Genomic DNA, 22,358 nt, shown 5'->3' on the forward strand with positions numbered 1-22,358 from the left:
CCCCACCCACGGGGACAAACGTGTCTGCGGCGGCCGTCTCATACCGCGAAAACTACCGCCCGGACGGCCGGGGCGCGTCCGTCCTGAAGCGACTCTCCGCGTACGTCGGGCGTCGTAGTCAGTCGAAGATGAGCGGCAGCTTGGACGCCGTCTCCTCGTCGGCCGGGGTGTAGGTCGACACGGTGATCTCCGAGCGGCGGCCGTAGTAGAGGTAGGTGAAGTTGAAGCAGAGCAACCCGGCGTCGGGGTGCAGGTACCGCTTCGTGCGGATCGGCTCGGAGTTGACGTCGTGGTGCGGCCAGAGCTCGGCGAACAGCGGCGACTCCGCCTTCAGCCGCTTGACCAGCTGCTTCCACGCGGGCTCGGCGACGTGCTCGGCCATCGCCGCGCGGAACGACGCGATGACGCGCGGGATGTTCGTGTCCCAGTCCAGCATCCGCTCGCGCCACTGCGGGTTGAGCAGGCACTGGACGAGGGTGTTGCGGTCCTCGAACGGGATCGCGTCGACGTCGCCCATCAGCCAGCTGTAGGCGCGGTTGTAACCCAGCAGGTCACAGCGGGCGTTGCGCACCGCGACCGGGTACGGCTCGAGCTTCTTCAGCATCAGCTCCAGCTGCGGCGAGAGGACCTGGCAGTCCTTCTCGCCGTCCGGCTCCGGCGCACCGGCCAGCCGGAAGAGGTGGGTGTGCTCGTGCGGGTCGAGGCGCAGCGTGCGCGCGATCGCCTGCAGCACCTGCTCGGACGCGTTGATGTCGCGGCCCTGCTCGAGCCAGGTGTACCAGGTGACCCCGACCCCGGCGAGCTGCGCGACCTCCTCGCGGCGCAGCCCCGGCGTGCGGCGGCGGCCCATGAGCGGCAGGCCGACCTGCTCGGGCGTGATCCGCTCACGCCGGCTGCGCAGGAACCTCGCCAGCTCCTGGCGGCGGAGTTCGGATTCGACGGCAGCGGTCATGGTGCCAGGATGACACGCTCCCGAACCTGGTACCAGGTAGTGGCGGTACCCGGATAAACAACAACTGGTACCAGTTTAAATCGAGGCCGATCGTAGTACTCATGACCACGACCCAACTCGCGCCGGACACCACCGGCGTCCCCTCCCGGCCGGGACTGACCCCCGCCGGCCTGGTCACCGTGCTGCTGGGGGCGGCCCTCCCGATCATCGACTTCTTCATCGTCAACGTCGCGCTCCCGACGATCGACGCCGACCTCCACGCGTCCACGGCGACGCTGGAGATGGTCGTCGCCGCCTACGGCATCGCGTACGCGGTGCTGCTGGTGGTCGGCGGCCGCCTCGGCGACTCGTTCGGCAGGCGGCGGCTGTTCTTCGCGGGCCTCTGGCTGTTCACTCTGACGTCCCTGGCCTGCGGGATCGCCCCGACCGCGACCACGCTGGTGATCGCCCGCGCGGCGCAGGGAGCGGCGTCGGCGCTGCTGCTGCCGCAGGTGCTCTCGATCATCCAGGCGACGACGTCCGGCGAAGAGCGGTCCCGCGCGCTCGGCCTGTTCGGCGCGACGGGCGGCCTCTCGACGGTCGTCGGCCAGCTCGCCGGCGGCGCTCTGGTGGCGGCGAACCTGTTCGGCACGGGCTGGCGGCCGATCTTCCTGGTGAACGTCCCGATCGGGGTGGTCGTCCTGCTGATGGCGCGCCGCCTGCCGGAAAGCCGCGCGCACAACCCGCTGGGCGTCGACCGGCTCGGGACGGCGCTGCTGGCCGCGACGCTGCTGTCGTTCCTGGTGCCGCTGATGGAGGGCCGCGCGCTGGGCTGGCCGGTGTGGACCATCGTGCTGCTGGCGCTGTCGCCGTTCGCCGCGGCGGCCTTCGTGCACGTCGAGCGGCGGCTGGAACGACGGGGCGGGACGCCGCTGCTGCCGCCGTCGGTGATGCGCCTGCCGAGTGTCCGCCGCGGCCTGACGGTGGGAGTCCCGTTCTTCGGCACGTTCGGCGCGTTCATGTTCGTGATCGCGATGACGCTGCAGGAAGGCCTGCACTTCGGCCCCCTGGGCGCGGGCGCCGTGCTGACGCCGATGGCGGTGGCGTACTTCGTCGTGTCGATGCTGAGCAGCCGCCTGGTGGCGCGCTACGGCCAGAAGGTCGTCGCGCTCGGCGGCCTGATCACGGTGCTCGGCATGGTGGCGCTGCTGTGCACCTCGCTGGCGCAGTGGCCGAACCTGACGATCCTCGACCTGGCGCCGTCGATGGTGGCGATCGGCGTCGGCAACGCGCTGGCGATGTCGACCTTGTTCCGGATCGTGCTGTCCCACGTGCCGACGGACCTGGCCGGGGTCGGCTCCGGCGTGATGACGACGACCCAGCAGACCTCGCTGGCGCTGGGCGTGGCTGTTCTCGGGAGCCTGTACGCGGCGCTGTCGGCGCCGGGCGTTCTCGGAGTCCGTGACGCGTTCGCGCTGGTCATCGGCCTGGTGGCGGTCCTGGCGGCGGTGGTCGCGATCACCGCGCGGCGGCTGCCGGACCCGCGGGTCTGAAACCGGCCGGAATTCACCCGTCGGAAAAGTGCGCTCCCGAGCGACGATGAGGGTGTGACGGAACCTCGGGTACGACCGGACCCGGCCTTCGCGCTGCTCGGGCTCTACGAGACCGCGCTGCCGGAGGTCTACGGGTACCTGCTGTCCCGGTGCGGCGACCGCACGCTCGCCGAGGAGCTCACGTCCGAGACGTTCCTCGGCGCGGTCGCCGCCTGTCGCAAGGAGTACGCACCTCCAGTGAGCACCGGGTGGCTGATCGGCGTCGCCCGGCACAAGCTCGCCGACCACTGGCGGCGCAGAGAACGTGAGGAACGCGGCTTGCGGCTGGTTCACGACAGCGAACCGGACGTCGAGGACCCGTGGGACGAGCGGCTCGACGCCCTGCGCGCGAGACAGGTGCTCGAATCCCTCGGGCCGCACCACCAAGCGGCGCTGACCCTGCGCTACGTCGACGGCCTCGGGGTGCCCGAGGTCGCCGGCCACCTGGGTCGCAGCGTGCACGCCACCGAGGCGTTGCTCACGCGGGCCCGCGCCGCGTTCCGGCGTGCCTACCAGGAGAAGGAGGGTCGCGATGCCTGAGCCGTTCGACGCGCTCCGCCGGCCCTCCGAGCGGGTCGACCCCGACCCGGACTTCGCCGCCGAACTGCGCGACAACCTGCGTCGCGCGCTCTTGAACGGAGCCGACATGACCACCACTGAAGCACCGGCCACGAACGCCGAACTGCGCTCGCTGACGCCCTACCTCGCTGTGTCGGACGCCCGCGCCGCGCTCGACTTCTACGTCGACGTCTTCGGCGCGGTGCGCCGCGGCGAGCCGTACCTGATGGACGACGGCCGCATCGGGCACGCGGAGCTGGCCATCGGCGACGCCGTCCTGATGCTGGCCGAGGAGTACCCGGAGATCGGGCACGTCGCGGCCGAGGGTGGGGCGTCGGTGCGGGTCGAGGTGCCGGACGCGGACGTCAGCGTGACGCGGGCGCTGGAGCTGGGCGCGACGCTGATCCGCGCAGTGAGCGACTCGCCGTACGGCCGCGGCGGCTCGTTCCGCGACCCGTTCGGCCAGCGCTGGCTGGTGTCGCAGGCGGTGCCCCGGTCCGCACCCCAGCCCGAGCCGCAGCCGAAGCCGGGCGAGTCGATGTACTTCACGTTCCAGGTCCCGGACGCCGAACCGGCGAAGACGTTCTACGGCGCGGTGCTGGGCTGGCAGTTCACGCCCGGTTCGGCCGAAGGAGCTTGGGGCATCGAAGGCGACGGCCGCCCGGGCGGCCTGTGGGGCGGGCCGGGCCGCCAGGTCGGCTGGAAGCTGATGTTCGCGGTGGACAACCTGGAAGCGGCCCTGACGCGGGTCCGCGAGCAGGGCGGCGAAGCGGGCGAGGTCGAGAACCACCCGTACGGCTTCACGGCGGACTGCACCGACAACCAGGGCATCGAGTTCTGGCTCTGGGAGCAGCCCGCGACGTGAGCAATCCCATCCGCCGGGAGGCTCGGACCGGCGGACACTCGGAAGCATGGCCGGGCAATGGACGCCACGTGACCCCGACGAGCTGACCGCGGGATGGCGGTTGTGGCTCGAACTCGGCTCGTCGGCGTGGCCTCGGCCGGGCTGGGACGGCACTCCCGACGAAGCCGTGCGGGGGCTGCGGGAGCTGACCGCCTCCGGCGACGAGATCCTGGCCGGGTACCTCGCCGCGGGTGGGGACACCGAGGCCGCGGTGGCCGGGCTGGTGCGGTCGATGCACCTGGCCGCCAGCTGGATCTGTGAGCTGTGGTCGGGCGACACCGCGCCCCCCGACGGGGAGCGGCTCGCCCTGCTGCACGGCGATCTCGCCGGGTTCGCCGACCACGCCGACGGGGTGCGGACGTTCCTCGCCCAAGGCGGCGGCTGGGCCTCGCTGACGCTCTAACGGCCCGCCGCGTAGCCCTGCATGCCGCGGGCGTTGGCCGCCGCGTGGAGCAGGCCGTCCGCGCGGGAGACCGCCGACAGGCGGCCGAGGGCCCAGTCGCCCGCGTCCACGAGCTGGTGGCCGCGGGCCCGCAGGCCGTCCAAAGTGGACGCTCCGAGCCGGGACTCCACGACCAGCTCGCGCGGGTTCCAGGAACGCGGGTAGAACGAGCTCGGGAACGCCGTCGTGTGCCAGGTCGGCGAGTCGATCGACTCCTGGAGGTTCAGGCCGCCGTAGACGTGCGCGAGCCAGAAGCACAGCTGCCACTGGTCCTGCTGGTCGCCACCCGGGGTGCCGAAGGCCAGCGTCGGGACGCCGTCGCGCAGGGCCAGGGACGGCGACAGCGTGATGCGCGGGCGCTTGCGCGGGGCCAGGGAGTTCGGGAGGCCCTGCTCCAGCCAGAACATCTGCCCGCGTGAGTCCAGGCAGAAGCCCAGCGACGGGATCGCCGGGCTCGACTGCAGCCAGCCGCCGGACGGCGTCAGCGACACCAGGTTGCCCGCCGCGTCGACGACGTCCAGGTGGACCGTGTCGCCGCGCGTCTCACCCTGGGGGCCGACGGTCGGCTCGCCCGTCGCGCCGCCCTCGGCGCGGACGCCTTGCAGCGAGTCCAGGATCGCCGGGAGACGCGCGGGGCCACGGGCGTCCCCGGGGCGCAGCGAAGGGGACGCCTCGTCGGTGATCAGCGCGCGCCGGGAATCGGTGTAGGACGCGGAAAGCAGCACGTCCAGCGGGACGTCCGTGTCGCCGTACCAGGCCTCGCGATCCGCGAAGGCGAGCTTCGCCGCTTCGACGGCCAGGTGCACGGTGCGCTCGGACGCCACGCCGTCCACAAAGGACAGCTCGTCGCGGAAGCCGTGGATCAGCAGCGCCTGCTGCAACAGGGCCGGGCCCTGCGTCCAGCCGCCCAGCTTCACCAGGCGCCAGTCGTCGACGTCGACCGAGACCGGGTCCTCGTAGCCGGCCGACCACGACGCCAGGTCGTCGCCGGTGAGCAGGCCCGCGTGGTCGCGCCCGGAGTCGTCGCGGAACGCCTGGCGGCTGAACGCGTCGATCGCCTCGGCGACAAACCCCTGTGACCAGGCACGACGACCCGCGTCGATCTGCGCCTCGCGACCGGAGACGGCTTCGGCCTCGCGCAGCAGGCGCTCCCAGGTGTCCGCCAGCGTGGGGTTCCGGTGCAGGCCGGACGCCGGTTTGCCGCCGGGCAGCCACAGCTCCGCCGACGTCGGCCAGTGCTCGACGAACAGCCGCTCGACGGCGCGGATCGTGTCCCCGACCCGCGGGACCAGCGGGATGCCGTTGCGGGCGTAGCCGATCGCGTACGACAGCACCGTGCGAAGCGACTTCGTGCCGTAGTCGCGCAGCAGCAGGAGCCAGCCGTCCCAGGCGCCGGGGACGGTCGCCGGGAGCAGGCCGCTGCCCGGGATGAGGTCCAGCCCGAGCGACGCGAAGTGTTCGGGCGTGGCCCCCGCGGGCGACGGGCCCTGACTGGCCAGCGCCCGCGGGGTCGGGTCGTCCGCCGTCACGAAGAGGCCGGGTACCTGGCCCGCCGGTCCGCAGAGGTGCGGCTCGGCGACCTGCAGGACGAACCCGGCGGCGACCGCCGCGTCGAACGCGTTGCCGCCGCCTTCCAGCACCGCCATCCCGGTGGCCGAGGCCAGCCAGTGGGTTGATGCCACCATCCCGAAGGTGCCGGCCAGCTCGGGCCTCGTCGTGAACATGCCCCGATAGTACGCACTGCTAACGAATTACCAAGAGGCCGGACGACGCCGCTCCGGCTCGTACGGCTGCGTGATGATCTCCATCCCGTTGCCGCCGGGATCGAGGAAATAGACACCACGGCCGCCGTGGTTGTGGTTGATTTCGCCGACCTGCTTCCCCATCGGATCGGCGTGGTAGGTCACGCCGGTTTCGACGAGCCGCGCGAAGACGGCGTCGAAATCGTCCTCGGGGATCAGGAAACAGTAGTGCTGCAGGCGAAGGTCCTGCTCAGGGACGGTCGCGAAGTCCAGGCGGACGCCGTTGCGGACCTCGACCGGGATGAACGGGCCCCACTCCTGCCCGACTTCGAGGCCGAGCAGGTTCGCCAGGAATTCGGCGGATTCCCGGTTGTTCCGGGACGGGACGATCAGATGGTTCAGTTCAACGGAAACGGATACTGACACGGTTGAAATGCCTCCGGGGCACTCCCGCCACCTCCATGCCTCACCCAGCCGGTGACCGACACGCGATGCCGTGCCGACGATCTTAGCCAGCGAGACGCTCTCAGGCGACCTTGATCCGCGCCGCCGCCCGCGGCCGCCCGACACCCTGCCAGGACAGCCCGGCCTCGACGATCACCCGCGGGTCCAGCAGGTTGCGGGTGTCGACGACGTCGATGCCGTCCATCAGCTCGGCCATCGCGGTCCAGTCGAGGCGCTTGAACTCGTCCCATTCGGTCAGCACGACGACCACGTCGGCGTCCTTCGCGACCTGGTAGGCGTCGTCGACCACGGTCATCCCGGGCAGCTCGCTGTCGACCGCCGGATCGTAGGCGACCAGTTCGGCGCCGAGCGCGCACAGCACCGAGGACACGGCGAGCGCGGGCGAGTCGCGCAGGTCGTTCGTGCCGGCCTTGAAGGCCAGGCCCAGCACGCCGATCCGGGCGCCGGCCAGCGTGCCGCCGACCGCGCCGGCGATCTTCGCGACGATCCGGTCGCGCTGGGCGATGTTCTCGTCGATGGCCGAGGTCAGCATCTTGAAGTCGTAGTTCACCGACTCCGCGACCTTGACCAGCGCACTCGTGTCCTTCGGCAGGCACGAGCCGCCCCAGCCCGGGCCGGGCTTGAGGAACGTCCGCCCGATCCGCCGGTCGTACCCCATGCCCTCGGTGACGAGGTTGATGTCCGCGCCCAGCCGCTCGCACAGCTCGGCGATCGAGTTGACGTAGGACAGCTTCAGCGCGAGGTAGCAGTTCGCGGCGTACTTCACCAGCTCCGCGCTCGCCGCGTCGGAGACGACGACCGGGGCCGCGAGGTCGGCGTACAGCTCGCCGACCCAGCGCGCGGCCGCGAGGTCGTCCGAGCCGACGACGATCCGGTCCGGGCCCAGGAAGTCCGCGACCGCGGTGCCCTCACGCAGGAATTCGGGGTTCGACACCACCGGGACGTCGGTGCGGCCGAGCATCTCCTCGATCCGCTTCGACGTGCCGACCGGCACGGTCGACTTGGTGACCAGGGCGCAGCCGGCGGGCAGGACGTCGCCGATCTCGGCGGCCACCGCCTCCACCGCGCGCAGGTCCGCGGAACCGCCGGCCCCCATCGGCGTCGGCACACAGAGGAACACAGCCGCCGCGTCGCGGACCGCGTCCCGCGCGCCGACGACGAACTGGAGGCGCCCGGCCGCGACACCGCGGCCGACCAGCTCCGCCAGCCCCGGTTCGAGGATGTCCACACGCCCGGCGCGCAGCCTCGACACCTTCGCGCGGTCGACGTCCACGCACGTGACGTAATGACCAAGACTGGCCAGGCAAGCGCCCGTGGTCAGTCCGACGTAACCCGTTCCCACCACCACGATCCGAGCAGGCGTCATGGTGCTGAAGGTGACAGCCGGAGTTGACCACCGCGCTAACGGAACCGGTCGCCCTTGGGAGCGGTGAGCGAAGACACGAACACCCCCCATGCGAACGAGCGTTAACCTTGGGCGAATCGAAGGACGAAGGGACCGCATACATGCAGATCACGGACACGGCCGCACTCGTCACCGGGGGCGCGTCCGGCCTCGGCGGGGCGACGGCGAAGGCTCTCGCGGCCAAGGGTGCGCGGGTGTTCGCGCTCGACCTGGCGCCGTCGATCGAGAAGGCCGAGCAGGTCGACGGCATCACCTACGTCGAGGCGGACGTGACCGACGTCGAGCAGGTCGAGGCCGCCGTCGCCACCGCGGCCGGGTCGGGGGTGCCGCTGCGGACCGTGGTGAACTGCGCCGGCATCGGGCCGTCCGCGCGGATCCTGTCCAAGAAGGGCCGCCACGACCTCGCGCTCTACGCGAAGGTCGTCCAGATCAACCTGATCGGCTCGTTCAACGTGCTGACGATCGCGGCCGAGGCGATCGCGCAGACCGAGCCGCTGGAAGACGACGCCCGCGGCGTCATCATCAACACCGCGTCCATCGCCGCCTTCGACGGCCAGATCGGGCAGGTCGCCTACTCGTCGTCCAAGGGCGGCATCGTCGGCATGACCCTGCCCGCGGCCCGCGACCTGGCCTCGCACGGCATCCGCGTGCTGACCATCGCGCCCGGCATCGTCGACACCCCGATGCTCGCCACGGTCGGCGACGACTTCCGCGCGTCACTCGCCGCCGGTGTCCCGTTCCCGAAGCGCCTCGCGCGCCCGGACGAGTACGCGCAGCTCGCGCTGTCGCTGATCGACCACGACTACCTGAACGGCGAGGTCGTCCGGATGGACGGCTCGCTCCGCATGGCCCCGCGCTGACCCCGAGGGCGGCACTTTCACGTGAAAGTGCCGCCCCCAGGTGGTCACTTTCACGTGAAAGTGACGCTTTGGTCAGCGGGTGAGACGGACCTCCAGGCCGACTCCTGCTTGCGTGACGGAGCAGCGGCCGAACGCGCTTTCGGCGGCCAGTGCCTCGAACTGCGCGGGGGTGAACGCGCGGCGTCGCAGCCAGCCGAGCGTCTGCCGGACGGTGAAGCCGCTGATCGCGCCCACGTTCATGCCGTCGACCTCACGGTTGATGTCCGCGCTCGTGGCCTCGTGGTTGAGGTCGTGGATCACCGCGAACCCGCCCGGCCGCAGCACCCGGCGCATCTCGTTCAACGCCGTCACCGGCTGCCGGAAGTTCTTGAACGCGGCCTGGCAGACCAGCAGGTCGAACGACTCGTCGGCGAACGGCGCCGTCGTGACGTCCCCCTGCTGGAAAGCGACCTCCACCCCGGCCTTCCGGGCCTCTTCGAGGGCGATCTCGACCATCGTGTGGCTGATGTCGAGGCCGGTGACGCGGTAGCCGAGCTTCGCCAGTTCGACGGCGAAGAACCCGGGGCCGGGCGCCACCTCCAGGATCTCGGCGCCGGCCGCCAGCCCGGCCGTGACCTCGGCCGCCTGCCGCCGGTACTGCTTCAGCTGCGCCTCGGTCCCCCGGTTCTTGGCGTACCAGCGGGCCTGGCGGCCCTCCATCTCGGGCACTTTGTGCTTGCGGGTCGTCTCCATGGATCTCTCCTCTTCGGTTGAGCCGAACCGGAGAGCCGCCCGGTTATCCTTACCGGTGCCACCTCGTGGCCGGGCGTGCTCGGTTCGGGGTCGAGGACCCCGGGCGGTGTGCCAGCACCCCCGGGGTCCGTGCTTATTTCTCTTTTTCCAACAACTCCGCCACGTCAGCGGGGAGTTCGCCGGTCTCGTAGAAGCGCCGCCAGGCATCGATGCCGGGCAGGGCGCCGCCGGTCAGTTCGGCCAGGAAGGCCCTCGTCCAGTCCACCTCGGCGAGCGTCATGGCCAGGTTGTACTCGACCTCCACCAGGAACAGCCGGGGCATCATCGGGCGCAGCTGCTCGAGCGTCGCCCGCTGCGCCTCGACGTGGTCGTCGAGCTGCGCGATCCGCTGCCGCAGCAGGCTGATCGTCTGGTCCGGGCCGAGCACACCCAGCATCGACAGGCCGGCCTGGAACCGCGGGGGCTCCTGCTCGACCGTGCCGACGAGCTCGCGGACCCAGTCCTCGAACTCCGCGCGCCCGGCGTCGGTGATGCCGTAGACGGTCCGCTCGGGCCGCCCGCCGTCCTTGACGCTCTCGACGGTCTCGAGGAAGCCGTGTTTCTCCAGGTTCGCGACGACCGTGTAGAGCGAGCCCCACTTGATCGGCATGTCGGCTTCCTTGCCGCGGTGCTTCAGCACGGCCGCCATCTCGTACGGGTGCATCGGGCGTTCGAGCACGACGGACAGCACGGCCAGCCCGAGCATGTTGCCGACCTTCCGCCGCTTCATCCTGCCTCCTCGTGAACGAATACTCGTGGACGAGTATACGCAAGACGCGCCAGCAGGCAAGTGTCTTAGTCGACGAAACAATCAGATGTCGAACATGTACGGGATCTCGGCCTGGGCGCGCTCGCTGATCCACTCGCGCAGGGCCCGGGTCGCGAGGACGTCGTCCTCGTTGTAGCGCAGGAGCCGCTCGCGCTGGCTGTCGTCCGGCACCTCGCCGTCCATGCCGACGGCGTCGCGGTACCAGCGCATCGACGCCTCGCCGCCCGCCTCCGGGTCGCGCCAGGAGAACCCGGCGGCCGGCGCGATCACCTTCAGGCCCTTGCCCTGGGAGCACAGGAACTGGTCGGTGACGCTGCGGAAGAGGTCGACCCACTCCTCCGAGTCCACAAAGGACTGGACTTCCTTCTTCGTCGGAATGCCGGGGTGGTCGCCGAAGCGCTCGACCGAGCCGAAGAGCCAGCGGTTCTCGGCGAGCGCGTTGTAGCAGTAGGCGCGGAAGGTCAGCCCCGCCGCTTCGGTGCGCTCGCGGACGTCGGTCAGCCAGGCCCAGAACTCGGCGAAGGAGCGGGCCTCGTCGCCGGTCGGCAGCGGGTCCCACGTCGCGAACGCGCGGTAGCCCGGCTCCAGGCCGATGTCGGCGCCGGTCAGCAGGCAGCCCCAGAGGTACGCGCCGGCGTCACCGAAGCTCTCCATGTCGACGTCGACCTCGACGTCGCCGCGTGGCACGTCGACCCGGTCGACGCGGCGGACGAGCGTGAGGCCGGCCAGCCAGGCGCGGGCGAGCACCACGGCGTCCGGGAACGTCACGCCGGTCCAGTTGATCACCGGCGCTTCGCCGGCGGGGTCGAGCGCGGCCAGGTTGTCCACAGTGGACACGCCGGCCCGGCGCAGCTCCATCGCGTCCTCACCGCGCACCACGAGGCTGACGTCCCGGGTCTCGGTCAGCATCGCTTCGCACGTCGGCCACCACGGGCAGCGGCGGCACTCCAGCACCCGCGACGGCTCGGCCAGCGGCTCCTCGCCGTTCGCGGCGGCGTTGGCGATGGCGAGCCGGTCGGCGAAGCGGGCCTGGTACTCGGTGATCGCGCTGCGCCCGTTCGGCCAGGTGCCCGCGGTGAGGTCGTGCCAGACGACGACGTCGGCGTCGAGGCCGATCACGCCGCCGAGGACGAGGCTTTCGTCGGCCTGCCCGAGCGTCTGCAGCATCCGGCGGATGTGCACGAGCCGGAGCTGGTCCCGCGGCTGCGAGCGCACCTTGCGGCTGCCGTCGGACGCGCGGTGGGCCGGGTCGAGGTCGGTCATCTCCGTGACGATCGCGCCGGTGCCGCGGTCGGTGATGCGGTGGCGCACCACGAGCACCGGGGTGTACCCGCGCTCGGTGCGGACGAGGAGGTCGATGCCGCCGCGCCGGTGCCCGGCCGGGTCGACCGGCAGCAGCGCACCCCAGATGTAGCGGGCTCCGGCGGCGAGGGCCTGCTCGGTGCGTTCGACGCGCTCGCCCGCCGAGAGGTCGCGGTCGATCTTCACCCACTGCTCGGGACCACCGGTCGCGGCCATCAGCCGCTGCACGATGTCTTCGCGATGCGCTGCGGCGTCGGCGATCCGCTGCTGGGCCGTCGGGTCCGGCGGCGACAGCGGGACCTCGCGCATCGAGGGATCGTGTTCGAGGTGCACACGCCGGCGGCAGCGGCTGACCGCTCCCGCGTCGAGTACCACCTCGCCCTTCATGGAGATCACTCTAGAGGCCACCGCCGAGCCGCCATGCCCGCCACGGGCAAGACCAGTAAGTTCGACCTCGACACGTCGCAGGAGGTGCCATGGCGCGCAAGGCCAAGGTCGAGGGTGAAGGCCGATTCACCCCCAAGAAGGCGAAGAACGCGATCGCGGTGGCCAAGGTGCTCGGGCCGGTCGTGATCCCCGTGGTCGCGCCGTACGCCGTGCGCGCGGCGGGCGCGGCCCGGGAGGTGTACGACCGCTACCAGGCACGCAAGCTCGGGGTCGCGGTCGACCAGCTCGGCAACTACACGGGCCGCGGCGCGGCCCTGCACGCCCGGATCGCGGGCATCGCCGAGGGCTGCCGGGAGCTGCAGAAGTCCGGGAAGGCCACCCCCGCGGACGTCGAGTTCGCGAAGGACTCGCTCGGGACGCTGGAACAGCTGTCGGCGACGGTCCGCGCGGCCGAGCGGATGCCGGCGGCGCGCCGGAAGTCGGCGCACCGCGCGGTGGCCGGCGAGCTGGAGCGGTTGGAGGGCCAGCTGCTGCACCGCCTGGGCATCTAGGCGCTGTCCTGTAAGGCTGCTCGATGGGCTTCGTGATCCAGGTGGTTCCTGGCGGTGCGGGCGGGTCGCCCTCGTACCGGGTCGTACTTGGGTGATCCGCCCGTGCCGTCAGGGGCCGCCTGGGCGCGAAGACCGCGAGCGTGGCTTGCAGGACAGTGCCTTGGCCTCAGCGCATCCCCACCTGCTGGCTCTCGGGCTCGATGAGCGCGACGTGCCGCTCCTGCTCGCGCGGGTACGGGCCGCCGGTGTACTTCTTCGAGATCTCGTCGATGATGGCCCAGCCGGCGTCGCCGTCGACCCATTCGACGACTTTGCCGCGGAGGATCACCGGCTGGAACGGGTTGTCCGCGGGCGTCAGGGAGATCGCGACCCGCGGGTCGTTCCGCAGGTTGCGCGCCTTGCGCGAGCCCGGGCCGGTGAAGACGGCGATGTGGTCGCCGTGGGTGCCGATCCAGAGCGGGACGGCGTGCGGGCCGCCGTCGGGCAGCACGCTGGCGAGGTGGGCGATCGGGGTGCCGGCGAGGATTTCGCGGACGTCGTTGTCGATCATGGTGCTGGGCTCCTTCAGTTTTCGACTGCGTAGTGAAGATGGGTCACGCCGGGCGCCGGGACAACTTCCAGGAGGCGCAGCCCCACGTGCGCGGGCAAAGCTTGGAAGAACGGACGGCCGCCGCCGAGCAGGATCGGCACTTGGTGCAGGACGACCTCGTCGACCAGGCCCGCCTTGAGCGCTGCGGTCAGGACACCGCCGCCCATCAGGCCGACGTCCTTGGCACCCGCGATTTCGCGCGCCGCCGCGATCGCGTCCTCGACGCCGGTGGTGACGAGGGTCTGCCGGGCGGTCAGTTCGGGCGCCGGGCGGTGGCTGAGCAGGACGAGCGGGGCGCTCGGGTGCGGGCTGCCACCGCCGAAGTGCTCGGAGTCCTCGTAGGTGTTCCGGCCCGCGACGATCGCGCCCACCCGCCCGGCGGCGGCGTCGAAGACCCGGGCGCTGGGCTCGCTCAGCTTGAAGCCGTCGAACACCTCGCTGGGCGTGTCCCCGCCGAAGTACCAGTCGAAGAGCATCCCGCCGTCGCCGAGCCCCTGGCCGGGGCGCGGCCCGGCGCCGGTGATGTACCCGTCGACCGAGACCGCGTGAGCGCCGAAGACCTTGCCCATCTCGTCATCCTCTCAGAGTTCCTTCAAGAGACTCCAGAACCGTAGCAGTCAGAGTTCCCTGAGGGAACCCGAAGGCGTAGACTGGGCTCATGCAGCGCACGAACTTCGGCGGGATGACGTGCTCGATCGCCCGCACGCTCGACGTCATCGGGGAGCCGTGGTCACCGCTGATCCTGCGTGACGTCTGGGTCGGCTTCACCCGGTTCGAGCAGCTCCAGGCGGACCTCGGCATCTCGCGCAAGGTCCTGACCGAGCGGCTCAACCACCTCGTCGAGCACGACGTCCTCGAACGGCGGCCCTACGACCAGCGGCCGCGCTACGAGTACGTCCTGACCGAGCGGGGCACCGACCTCGTCGACCTGCTCATGGTGATGGCCGACTGGGGTGACAAGTGGCTCGCCGGCGAGGCCGGGCCGCCGGTGGTCTACCGCCATCACGCGTGCGGCGAGATCAGCGCGGCCGGCCTGCGGTGCACCCGCTGCGGCGAGCCGATGCACGCCCGCGACGTCGACCCGCTGCCCGGTCCCGGCGCGGCCGCCTGAGACAGCGAAACGGCCGGGCAGCGTGCGCCGCCCGGCCGTTTCCCGTGGTGGAGGGCTACTTCACGAAGCCCTTCTTGACCATCCAGTCGTGGGCCACCTTGCCCGCGTCCTGACCGTCGACGTCGACCTGCTTGCAGAGCTGGACCATCTGCTCGTTGTCGATCGCCGCGCTGATCTTCTCCAGCGGGCCGCGGATGTCCGGGTGCTCCTTGAGGAAGTCCGTGCGCAGCGTCGCGACCGCGTTGTACTGCGGGAACGCCTTCTTGTCGTCCTCGAGCACCCGCAGGTTCAGCCCGGAGATCCGGCCGTCGGTGGTGAACACCTCGCCGACCGGGCACGTGCCGCCCGCGACCGCCGAGTAGATCGTGCCGATGCCGAAGTTCTCGATCTTCGGGCTCTGGAAGCCGTAGGCCTTCACCGCGGCCGGGAACCCGTCCTGGCGGCTGGTGAACTCCGTCTCCAGGCAGAACACGTTCTGGTCCGGCTTCTGCTTGAGGAACGCCGCGAGGTCCGACGTCGTCTTCAGGTTGTTCTTCGCGCCGTACGCCTCGGTGACGGCGAAGGCGTACTGGTCGTTGAGCGGCGAGTAGTTCAGCCAGGTGACGCCGAACTTCTCTTCGTCCGCCTTGGCCGTGGCTTCGTACTGGGCCTTCTCCCCGCCGGGTACCGGGAGCTCGTTGCCCTGGTAGTTGATCCAGCCCGTGCCGGTGTACTCCCACGTGACGTCCGTCTGCCCGGACAGCAGCGCCTGCCGCGATGAGTTGGACCCCTTGATGTCCGACAGGTCGACGACGTCCGCGCCCGACGCGGTCAGGGCCATCTCGGCCATGTACGCCAGGATGATGTTCTCGGTGAAGTCCTTCGACCCCACCGTGACCTTCAGCCCCTGCAGCGACGGGATCGGCTGGATCGTGCCCGGCTGGATGTCGTAGGGCACCGCCTGGTTGACGGTCAGCCCGCACGCCGAGAGCGTCGCGCCCAGCACCGCCGCGCCGAGGACTGCCGTAAAACGCCGGAGTTTCATCGCAGCCCCTTCGGTCCGAAGAACTGTTCGGCGACCGCGCCGAGCCAGTCGACCAGCAGCGCGAGCGCCACGGCCAGCACCGAGCCGGTGACCAGCACCGAGGTCAGGTTCAGCTTGTACCCGGTGTCGATGAGCAGCCCGAACCCGCCGGCGTTGACGAACATGCCGAACGTCGCGGTGCCGACCGCCAGCACCAGGGAGGTGCGCAGGCCGGCCAGGATCAGCGGGACGGCCAGCGGCATCTCGACGCGGAACAGCACCGCGGTCGCCGACATCCCGATGCCGCGGCCCGCGTCGATCAGCGACTCGTCGACCTGCTGGATGCCGACCATCGTGTTCCGCAGCACCGGCAGCAGCGAGTAGAAGGCCAGCGGCAGCGCCGCCACCCACAGCCCGCCGGTCGCGCCGGTGACGATGAACCACAGCACCAGCACGCCGAGTGCGGGCGCGGCCTGGCCGATGTTCGCGATCGCCAGGAAGATCGGCGCGAGGAACCGCGCCCACGGCCGCGTCACGATCACCCCGAGCGGCACCGCGACCAGTACGACGATCGCGGTCACCACCAGCGTCATCAGCACGTGGTCACCCAGCGCCGTGAACAGCGACGTGGCGTTGAGCGTCTCCTTCTCGGTCGCGTTCAGGCCGCTCGAGAACACCCAGATCAGCGTTACGGCGACGATCACCAGCACGACGACGGGCTGCGCGAACAGCCGGACGCGTTCCGCGCGCTTGGAGCCGGATTCGGTGGAAAAGCCGGTATCGACGGCAGCCGTCATGCGGACACCTCCTCACCGTTCGTGTGCTCTTCACGCAGGTGCTGGATGGTCGCGATCACGGTGTCCAGCTGGATGGTGCCCGCGTACTCGCCGCGCGCGCCGGTCACCGGCACCGAACCGCCCTCGGCGAGCATCGCCTCGAGCGCGTCCTGCAGCGTGGACTGCAGGCTGACGATGTCGCGCAGCGGCCGGCCGGCGGTCGCCAGCGACGATCCCGCCGTCAGCTCGCGCGCGTGCGCCCAGCGGATCGGCCGCTTGCGCTGGTCGAGCACCAGTGCGAAGTGCTTGCGCTGGTCTTCGAGCTTCTTGCGGACCTCGGCCGGGTCGTCGTCGACCGTCGCGGTCAGCGCGTCCTGCTGGAGCTCGACGTCGCGGACCCGCAGCAGCGTCAGCTGCTTCAGCGAGGCGCCCGCGCCGACAAAACCGGCGACCGTGTCGTTGGCCGGGTTCGCCAGGATCGCTTCGGGGGTGTCGTACTGCAGGATCGAGGACTGGTTGCCCAGCACCGCGATCTTGTCACCGAGCTTCACGGCCTCGTCGAAGTCGTGCGTGACGAAGACGATGGTCTTCTTCAGCTCCGTCTGCAGCCGCAGGAGCTCGTCCTGCAGGTTGCCGCGGGTGATCGGGTCGACCGCGCCGAACGGCTCGTCCATCAGCAGCACCGGCGGGTCGGCCGCCAGCGCGCGGGCGACGCCGACACGCTGCTGCTGGCCACCGGAGAGCTGCCGCGGGAAGCGGTCGCGGAAGTCCGACGGGTCGAGGCCGACCAGGTCCATCATCTCCTCGACCCGGTCGTTGACCTTCTTCTTGTCCCAGCCGAGCAGGCCGGGGACGACGCCGATGTTCTGCGCCACGGTGAAGTGCGGGAAGAGCCCGGCCTGCTGGATCGCGTAGCCGATCCGGCGGCGCAGGGTGTCGACGTCCAGCTTGAGCGCGTCGTCGCCGCCGATGGTGATCCGGCCGGACGACGGCTCGATCAGCCGGTTGATCATCCGCATCGTGGTGGTCTTGCCGCAGCCGGACGGGCCGACGAAGACGACGATCTTCCCGGCGGGCACGACCATGGAGAAGTCGTCGACGGCCGCTTCACGGGTACCGGCGTACTTCTTGGTGACGTGCTCCAGTTCGATCTCGACGCCGGAGACTCCGTCTTCTTCTGTCACAGCGTTCTCAGCCACGGACACCCCTCGAGATGGTGAAGCGCTTGATCAGGACGTAGACGCCGTCGAGGATCAGGGCGAGGATGACCACCCCGACCGTGCCGGTGACGGCTTGGTTCAGGGAGTTCGTGCTCCCCGCGTTGGTGAGCCCGGAGAAGACCTCGGCGCCGAGGCCCGGGCCCTTCGCGTAGGCGGAGATCACCGCGATACCCATCAGCATCTGCGTGGAGACCCGCATCCCGGTGAGGATCGCCGGCCAGGCCAGCCGCAGCTCGACGCGGGTGAGCACACCGAAGCGGCTCATCCCGATGCCGCGCGCGGCGTCCGTGATCGCCGGGTCGACGCCGTCGAGCCCCACGATGGTGTTCCGGACGATCGGCAGGAGGCCGTAGAGCACCAGCGCGATGACGGCGGTCGTCGGACCGAGCCCGGAGATCGGGATCAGCAGCCCCAGGAGGGCGAACGACGGCACCGTCAGGATCGTGCTGGCCAGCGCGGTGGCGAGCGCCGAACCGATCGGGCTGCGGTAGACCGCCACCCCGATCAGCACGCCGAGCACCGCCGCCAGGATCGTGCACTGCACCACCAGGCTGGTGTGCAGGTAGGCCTCCAGCCACAACTTGCTCGCCCGGTCCGAGATGTACTCGAAGAGATTCATCCGTGTCCGCACTCCCGCCCGCGTCCGTGAGGCTTCACCCGAACGGGCTAGCTCCTGACCGACGGCTCAGTACCCACCGTGCTCCGAAGCCAAACCCCCGTCCCAGGCCTCATTGATTCCGACACCGTTCCGTATCTCAGCGTGATCGGCAACAAAAACGCTGAACCGATCCCGTTCGGAAACCGTGAACTTCGTGTGTGCTCACTTGACGGGATCGGAAGATCACCCGTCGGGGCGTCACTTAGGCTGCTCGGCATGAGCACTCCAGGACGGCGCCCCGCCGTGCTGGGTGCTACTCGCGGGGTGTTGCTCGCCGTGACCGCGGGAGCGCTCACCGTCACCGCGCACCAGCTCGCCGACGGCGGGCTGCCGGACCCGGCGATGACCGTGCTGCTGAGCGCGCTGTTCGGCTGGACGGCGACCGCGCTGGCCCGCAAGGCCCGCGGCCCGCTCGCCACGATCACTCTCCTGGGTGCCGCCCAGCTGGTGATGCACCTGCTGCTCACGACGCTCGCCGGGCACCACGACATGTACGCGATGCCGGGTGAAGGCCGCGGCATGGTCGTCGCGCACGCCGTCGCGACCGTGCTCACCGCGCTCCTGCTCTCCCGCGCGGACGAGACGCTGCTCTCCCTGCTCGCCGCGTTGCGCGCGGTCCTGCCGCGGCTGCTCGGCCCGCTGCCGGTGCCGGTCGCGCCCGCCTCCCTCGTCCCGGCCCGCACCGCGGCGCCGAGCCACCTCGTCGGCGTCGACCTGCGCCGGATCCGCGGGCGGCGCGGCCCGCCCGTCCACTCCTGACTTCGAACTTTCCCCCTTCACGGCCCGGTCCCCGAACCGTGCCGTCCCCTTTTTGAGTTCATCAGGAGTGAACCCATGTCCCAGCACGTCTTCAAGCGCGCCGGTTTCCTCGCCGCCACCATCGGTGTGGCCGGTCTCCTCGGCACCGGCGTCGCCTCCGCGCACGTCACGGCCAACGTCTACGGCGCCCAGCCGACGAAGGGCGGCTACGCGGCGATCGTGTTCCGCGTGCCGAGCGAAGAGCCGACGACCATGACCACCAAGGTCGCCGTCGACTTCAAGGCCGACTACGGCATCGGCAGCGTGCGGACCAAGCCGGTCCCCGGCTGGACCGCGCAGGTCACCAAGTCGAAGCTGCCGACGCCGATCACCAAGGACAACGGCACGCAGATCACCGAGGCCGTCACCGCGGTGACGTGGACCGCGGCGGCGGGCAGCGAGCTCAAGTCCACGGACTACCAGGAGTTCGAGGTCAGCTTCGGCCCGCTGCCGTCCAACGTGGACGAGGTCGAGTTCCCGGCCCACCAGACCTACAGTGACGGCAAGGTCGTCGACTGGAACCAGGCGACCCCGGCGGGTGGCGAGGAGCCGGAGCACCCGGCGCCGGTCGTCAAGCTGGCCGCGAAGGCCGCGGAAGGCGACGAGCACGCGGGCATGACCGCGGGCACGGCGGCGACCACCGGCGAGCACACCGAGGCCGCGGCGGCGACGTCCGACAACACGGCGCGCTGGCTCGGCGGTGCCGGGCTGCTCGTCGGCGCGATCGGCGTCGGCGTCGGTGCCGGCGCGACCATCCGCGCCCGCAAGGCCACGGCGAAGTCTGGAGGCGCCAGCTAAATGCGAAAGGCGCTCGTCGCGCTGGCGTTGACGGTGGTGGCCGTGCTCGGCACGGCCACCCCGGCGCTCGCGCACAACGTGCTGATCTCCGCCGACCCGGCGAACGGCTCGTCCGTCGCGGCCGGGCCGCAGAAGGTCAGCTTGACGTTCGACCAGTACGTGCAGGGCGCGGACGTCAACCAGATCGCGGTGACCGGACCCGGCGGCGGCCAGTGGGCCGAGGGGCCGATCAGCGTGGTGAACAACGTCATCAGCGCGCCGCTGCGGCCGCTCGGGCCAGCCGGGAAGTACACCATCGGCTACCGGGTGCTCTCCGCCGACGGCCACCCGGTGACGGGTGAGCTCACGTTCACCCTCACCACCGCGGGCTCCGGCACGCCGGCGACCGTGGACGCGGCGAAGTCACCCGGCGGCTCGACCGCGCAGGCGACGTCGCAGTCGTCCTCGACCGGGGTGCCGATCTGGGTGTGGATCGCCGGCGCGGTCGTCCTGCTGGCGATCGGGCTGACCGTCGCCCTGCGCGCGGGCGGCTCGTCGGAGGGTTCGGAAGCCAAGTCGGACGCCAAGGCCGCCGAAGAGAAGAAGTAGAACGATGACGCAGGCCGAGACCACCACGAAGCCCCGCTACGCGACGCTGCTCTGCGTCGTGACCGCGGGGCTGCTCGGCGCCCTCATCGGCGTCGCGCTCACCGCCACCACCCCGGTCCCCGGTGTGGTGCAGCCCGCCGCGGTGGTCTCGGCCGGCATCCCGATCGTCCGGGTGCTGCTCGACCTGGCCGCGGTCACCACGATCGGCCTGTCCCTGCTCTCGGTCCTGGTCGGCTACGACCGGCCGAAGCTCACCGAGCCGATCATGCGGCTGGCCCGGCCGGCCGGCGTCGCGGCCGCGCTCGTCTGGGCCACGACGTCGGTCGTCGCGCTGGTCCTGCAGACCGCGGAGTACAAGCCGGGCTCGTCGACGCTCTCGGCGGCCGACATCGGCGACTACATCGCCAACGTCGGCGCCGGGAAGGCGCTCGTCATCGTCGCCGCGCTGTCCCTCGCGCACGCCGCGATCGGCGCGCTCGCCCTGCGGTACGGCGAGAAGATCCCGGCCGAGGTCCGCGTCGGGCTCGGGCTGTTCGCGCTGCTGCCGCTGCCGGTCACCGGCCACGCGTCGAACTGGAGCTACCACGACTACACGATGATCTCGATGGAGCTGCACGTCATGAGCGCCGTCGCCTGGACCGGCGGCCTCGGCGCGATGACCGTGCTCCTCGTGGCGAACCGGACGCTGCTCGCGCACGCGATGCCGCGGTTCTCGAAGCTCGCGACGCTCTGCCTGGTCATCTCCGCGGCGACCGGGCTGTTCAACGGCCTGATCGAGATCTCGCTCAACCCGACCATCGGGTTCTGGGCGGCGATCTTCACCACGCCGTACGGGCAGCTGCTCATCCTCAAGCTCGCCTGCACCGGCGTGATCGCGCTGCTCGGCGCGAACCTCCGCTGGCGGCTGATGCCGCAGATCGTCCGGCACAACCGCACGGCGCTCGCGTCGTGGGCGACGCTCGAGCTGACCGTCATGGGATTGGCGTTCGGTTTCGCCGTGGTGCTGACGCGGGCGCCGGTCGTCGCCTCCTGATCGCACGTCCACGCAGGTAGAACCGGGTGTGGAGTCACGGCGTGTAGCTGCAACTTGCGCATTGGAATGACTGGGCATCCATTGGAGGTGACCGGTCGGGCAGAACTTTCTACCTAGAGCAGGCCCCATTCCTGAAGCGGCGAACGGTCTTTCGCAGGGGTCGAATGCACGTGCAGACTGTGGCGCCGGTCACACGAAGTGACAGTTCCGGCTCAGCGGTAACGCTTCCACCGCACGTCCGTTCGGCCGTTGCGGAGGTCGTCCAGACGGCGGAACAGCTCCGGCCGCACCTGGGGCCGGCTGCGCAGGATCGGCAGCACACTGGTCGTCAGCTTCAGTTCGCGGATCCCCCGGAGCACCGCGAAGCCCGGCCAGGACGTCACGTCGAAGCCGTAGGCCGCGGCGAACTTCCGGTACTGCACCGGCGGGTCCCCGAACCGCTCACGGCCGACGGCGAGCGGCGTCAGGTCCCACTCCGGCGGCCCGACGCACGAGGAGTCGAAGTCGCAGAGCACCGGGCCGTCCGGGCCGGGGATGACGTTGCCGGGGTACGCGTCGCCGTGGACCAGGCCCCTGGGCAGCGGGAACTCCAGTTCGGACAGTGCGGCCTCGAGCTCGGCGCAGCGCTCCAGCAGGAACGCGCGATCCTCGGCGCTGATCTCCTCGGCGTCGGACACCCGGGCCCGCACCGCGGCGAACGGCGCCCACTCGGCCAGGCCGTCCGGCGCGGGGAGCGCGTGCACCTGGCGCAGCAGCCGGGCCAGGTCGGCGGTCGTCGCCGGACGCCCGATGGTCGGTACCTGGTGCCAGACGGTCACGAGGTGCTCGCCGACCTCCATCGGCTGCTCCACACCGCCGAGCAGCCGGATCGCCGGGACGCCGTGCTCCTCGAAGTGGCGGGCGACGCGGACCACGGTCCCGACGCGGTGCCGGAGCCGGGTCGAACCGACGATCCGGACCACGACCGGGGCCGTGACCAGCGCGTACACCGCGTTGTTGGTGAACCGCAGCAACCGCGCGCCTGCCGGGTCGAGGTCGAGCAGCGCGCAGGTCTCGGCCAGCACGCCACGCAGCTTCCCGGGGGTGAACCGTCCGTCCAAGACGG

General features: G+C 70.9%; 25 protein-coding genes. 11 read left to right on the top strand and 14 right to left on the bottom strand.

What is annotated here, in order from left to right; translation table 11 throughout:
- Nucleotides 1-118: 118 nt before the first annotated feature.
- On the bottom strand, nt 119-952 hold the full coding sequence (locus ACIOD2_RS20700) for a helix-turn-helix transcriptional regulator (RefSeq protein WP_400540127.1): 834 nt from the start codon (nt 950-952) through the stop codon (nt 119-121).
- A 101-nt stretch (nt 953-1,053) separates the two neighbouring features.
- On the opposite strand from ACIOD2_RS20700, the gene ACIOD2_RS20705 reads away from it, so the two are divergent.
- Genes ACIOD2_RS20705 through ACIOD2_RS20720 form a run of 4 tightly spaced genes read left to right on the top strand, consistent with a single transcriptional unit; the run spans nt 1,054 to nt 4,388 of the window.
- Nucleotides 1,054-2,484, top strand: coding sequence for an MFS transporter (locus ACIOD2_RS20705; protein ID WP_400540129.1), 1,431 nt, complete (start codon nt 1,054-1,056; stop codon nt 2,482-2,484).
- Between the two features lie 54 nt (nt 2,485-2,538).
- On the top strand, nt 2,539-3,063 hold the full coding sequence (locus tag ACIOD2_RS20710; protein ID WP_400540131.1) for an RNA polymerase sigma factor: 525 nt from the start codon (nt 2,539-2,541) through the stop codon (nt 3,061-3,063).
- Nucleotides 3,056-3,946, top strand: coding sequence for a VOC family protein (locus tag ACIOD2_RS20715; protein ID WP_400540133.1), 891 nt, complete (start codon nt 3,056-3,058; stop codon nt 3,944-3,946). Before ACIOD2_RS20710 ends, ACIOD2_RS20715 begins: the two co-directional genes overlap by 8 nt.
- Nucleotides 3,947-3,992: 46 nt before the next feature.
- Nucleotides 3,993-4,388 carry a hypothetical protein gene (locus ACIOD2_RS20720; protein WP_400540135.1) on the top strand — a complete coding sequence of 132 codons (396 nt, stop codon included), beginning with the start codon at nt 3,993-3,995 and terminating at the stop codon, nt 4,386-4,388.
- On the opposite strand, the gene ACIOD2_RS20725 is transcribed toward ACIOD2_RS20720, so the two are convergent.
- The 3 genes from ACIOD2_RS20725 to ACIOD2_RS20735 form a co-directional block, all read right to left on the bottom strand.
- Entirely contained in the window at nt 4,385-6,151 is a 1,767-nt protein-coding gene (locus tag ACIOD2_RS20725) for a gamma-glutamyltransferase family protein (protein WP_400540137.1), read from the bottom strand. The genes ACIOD2_RS20720 and ACIOD2_RS20725 overlap by 4 nt on opposite strands.
- A 27-nt stretch (nt 6,152-6,178) precedes the next feature.
- Nucleotides 6,179-6,595, bottom strand: coding sequence for a VOC family protein (locus ACIOD2_RS20730; RefSeq protein WP_400540139.1), 417 nt, complete (start codon nt 6,593-6,595; stop codon nt 6,179-6,181).
- A 100-nt stretch (nt 6,596-6,695) separates the two neighbouring features.
- Nucleotides 6,696-8,000: a UDP-glucose dehydrogenase family protein gene (locus ACIOD2_RS20735; RefSeq protein ID WP_400540141.1), complete on the bottom strand. Its 1,305-nt coding sequence runs from the start codon at nt 7,998-8,000 to the stop codon at nt 6,696-6,698.
- Nucleotides 8,001-8,140: 140 nt separating this feature from the next.
- On the opposite strand from ACIOD2_RS20735, the gene ACIOD2_RS20740 reads away from it, so the two are divergent.
- The gene (locus ACIOD2_RS20740; RefSeq protein ID WP_400540143.1) at nt 8,141-8,899 is read left to right on the top strand and encodes an SDR family NAD(P)-dependent oxidoreductase; all 759 of its coding nucleotides are present in this window, start codon (nt 8,141-8,143) and stop codon (nt 8,897-8,899) included.
- A 72-nt stretch (nt 8,900-8,971) separates the two neighbouring features.
- Here the strand turns inward: ACIOD2_RS20740 and ACIOD2_RS20745 are convergent, their stop codons facing one another.
- The 3 genes from ACIOD2_RS20745 to ACIOD2_RS20755 form a co-directional block, all read right to left on the bottom strand.
- Complete coding sequence (locus ACIOD2_RS20745; RefSeq protein WP_400540145.1) at nt 8,972-9,631, bottom strand: class I SAM-dependent methyltransferase; 660 nt, start codon at nt 9,629-9,631, stop codon at nt 8,972-8,974.
- 133 nt (nt 9,632-9,764) lie between these two features.
- The gene (locus ACIOD2_RS20750) at nt 9,765-10,400 is read right to left on the bottom strand and encodes a PadR family transcriptional regulator (protein WP_400540147.1); all 636 of its coding nucleotides are present in this window, start codon (nt 10,398-10,400) and stop codon (nt 9,765-9,767) included.
- Between the two features lie 81 nt (nt 10,401-10,481).
- Nucleotides 10,482-12,128, bottom strand: coding sequence for a TM0106 family RecB-like putative nuclease (locus tag ACIOD2_RS20755; RefSeq protein WP_400540149.1), 1,647 nt, complete (start codon nt 12,126-12,128; stop codon nt 10,482-10,484).
- An 89-nt stretch (nt 12,129-12,217) separates the two neighbouring features.
- Here ACIOD2_RS20755 and ACIOD2_RS20760 point away from each other — a divergent pair, with 89 nt between their 5' ends.
- A complete protein-coding gene (locus ACIOD2_RS20760; protein ID WP_400540151.1) occupies nt 12,218-12,679 on the top strand; it encodes a DUF6474 family protein in 462 nt (153 codons plus the stop codon).
- A 166-nt stretch (nt 12,680-12,845) separates the two neighbouring features.
- On the opposite strand, the gene ACIOD2_RS20765 is transcribed toward ACIOD2_RS20760, so the two are convergent.
- Complete coding sequence (locus ACIOD2_RS20765) at nt 12,846-13,229, bottom strand: PPOX class F420-dependent oxidoreductase (protein ID WP_400540153.1); 384 nt, start codon at nt 13,227-13,229, stop codon at nt 12,846-12,848.
- A gap of 14 nt (nt 13,230-13,243) precedes the next feature.
- Nucleotides 13,244-13,837 (bottom strand): dihydrofolate reductase family protein, encoded by a 594-nt coding sequence (locus ACIOD2_RS20770; RefSeq protein WP_400540155.1) that lies wholly within the window; start codon nt 13,835-13,837, stop codon nt 13,244-13,246.
- 89 nt (nt 13,838-13,926) lie between these two features.
- Between ACIOD2_RS20770 and ACIOD2_RS20775 the strand changes: the two genes are divergently transcribed.
- The gene (locus tag ACIOD2_RS20775; protein WP_400540157.1) at nt 13,927-14,379 is read left to right on the top strand and encodes a winged helix-turn-helix transcriptional regulator; all 453 of its coding nucleotides are present in this window, start codon (nt 13,927-13,929) and stop codon (nt 14,377-14,379) included.
- A gap of 55 nt (nt 14,380-14,434) precedes the next feature.
- Here ACIOD2_RS20775 and ACIOD2_RS20780 read toward each other — a convergent pair whose 3' ends face one another.
- The 4 genes from ACIOD2_RS20780 to ACIOD2_RS20795 are packed head-to-tail and all read right to left on the bottom strand — an operon-like array spanning nt 14,435 to nt 17,997.
- A complete protein-coding gene (locus tag ACIOD2_RS20780) occupies nt 14,435-15,403 on the bottom strand; it encodes a glycine betaine ABC transporter substrate-binding protein (protein WP_400540159.1) in 969 nt (322 codons plus the stop codon).
- Entirely contained in the window at nt 15,400-16,179 is a 780-nt protein-coding gene (locus tag ACIOD2_RS20785) for an ABC transporter permease (RefSeq protein WP_400540161.1), read from the bottom strand. Before ACIOD2_RS20785 ends, ACIOD2_RS20780 begins: the two co-directional genes overlap by 4 nt.
- Nucleotides 16,176-17,363, bottom strand: a complete 1,188-nt coding sequence (locus ACIOD2_RS20790; RefSeq protein ID WP_400540163.1) for an ABC transporter ATP-binding protein — start codon at nt 17,361-17,363, stop codon at nt 16,176-16,178. Before ACIOD2_RS20790 ends, ACIOD2_RS20785 begins: the two co-directional genes overlap by 4 nt.
- Nucleotides 17,350-17,997, bottom strand: a complete 648-nt coding sequence (locus tag ACIOD2_RS20795) for an ABC transporter permease (RefSeq protein WP_247059756.1) — start codon at nt 17,995-17,997, stop codon at nt 17,350-17,352. Before ACIOD2_RS20795 ends, ACIOD2_RS20790 begins: the two co-directional genes overlap by 14 nt.
- 306 nt (nt 17,998-18,303) lie before the next feature.
- Here ACIOD2_RS20795 and ACIOD2_RS20800 point away from each other — a divergent pair, with 306 nt between their 5' ends.
- The 4 genes from ACIOD2_RS20800 (at nt 18,304) to ACIOD2_RS20815 (ending at nt 21,253) form a co-directional block, all read left to right on the top strand.
- Nucleotides 18,304-18,795 (top strand): hypothetical protein, encoded by a 492-nt coding sequence (locus ACIOD2_RS20800; protein ID WP_400540443.1) that lies wholly within the window; start codon nt 18,304-18,306, stop codon nt 18,793-18,795.
- Nucleotides 18,796-18,870: 75 nt separating this feature from the next.
- The gene (locus ACIOD2_RS20805; protein ID WP_400540166.1) at nt 18,871-19,632 is read left to right on the top strand and encodes a YcnI family protein; all 762 of its coding nucleotides are present in this window, start codon (nt 18,871-18,873) and stop codon (nt 19,630-19,632) included.
- The gene (locus ACIOD2_RS20810; RefSeq protein WP_400540168.1) at nt 19,633-20,220 is read left to right on the top strand and encodes a copper resistance protein CopC; all 588 of its coding nucleotides are present in this window, start codon (nt 19,633-19,635) and stop codon (nt 20,218-20,220) included.
- A 4-nt stretch (nt 20,221-20,224) separates the two neighbouring features.
- The gene (locus ACIOD2_RS20815; RefSeq protein WP_400540169.1) at nt 20,225-21,253 is read left to right on the top strand and encodes a copper resistance D family protein; all 1,029 of its coding nucleotides are present in this window, start codon (nt 20,225-20,227) and stop codon (nt 21,251-21,253) included.
- Nucleotides 21,254-21,465: 212 nt separating this feature from the next.
- Here ACIOD2_RS20815 and ACIOD2_RS20820 read toward each other — a convergent pair whose 3' ends face one another.
- On the bottom strand, nt 21,466-22,353 hold the full coding sequence (locus ACIOD2_RS20820; protein ID WP_400540171.1) for a phosphotransferase family protein: 888 nt from the start codon (nt 22,351-22,353) through the stop codon (nt 21,466-21,468).
- Nucleotides 22,354-22,358 lie beyond the last annotated feature (5 nt).

It is taken from the genome of Amycolatopsis sp. NPDC088138, from assembly GCF_044741685.1.
Lineage (GTDB): Bacteria > Actinomycetota > Actinomycetes > Mycobacteriales > Pseudonocardiaceae > Amycolatopsis.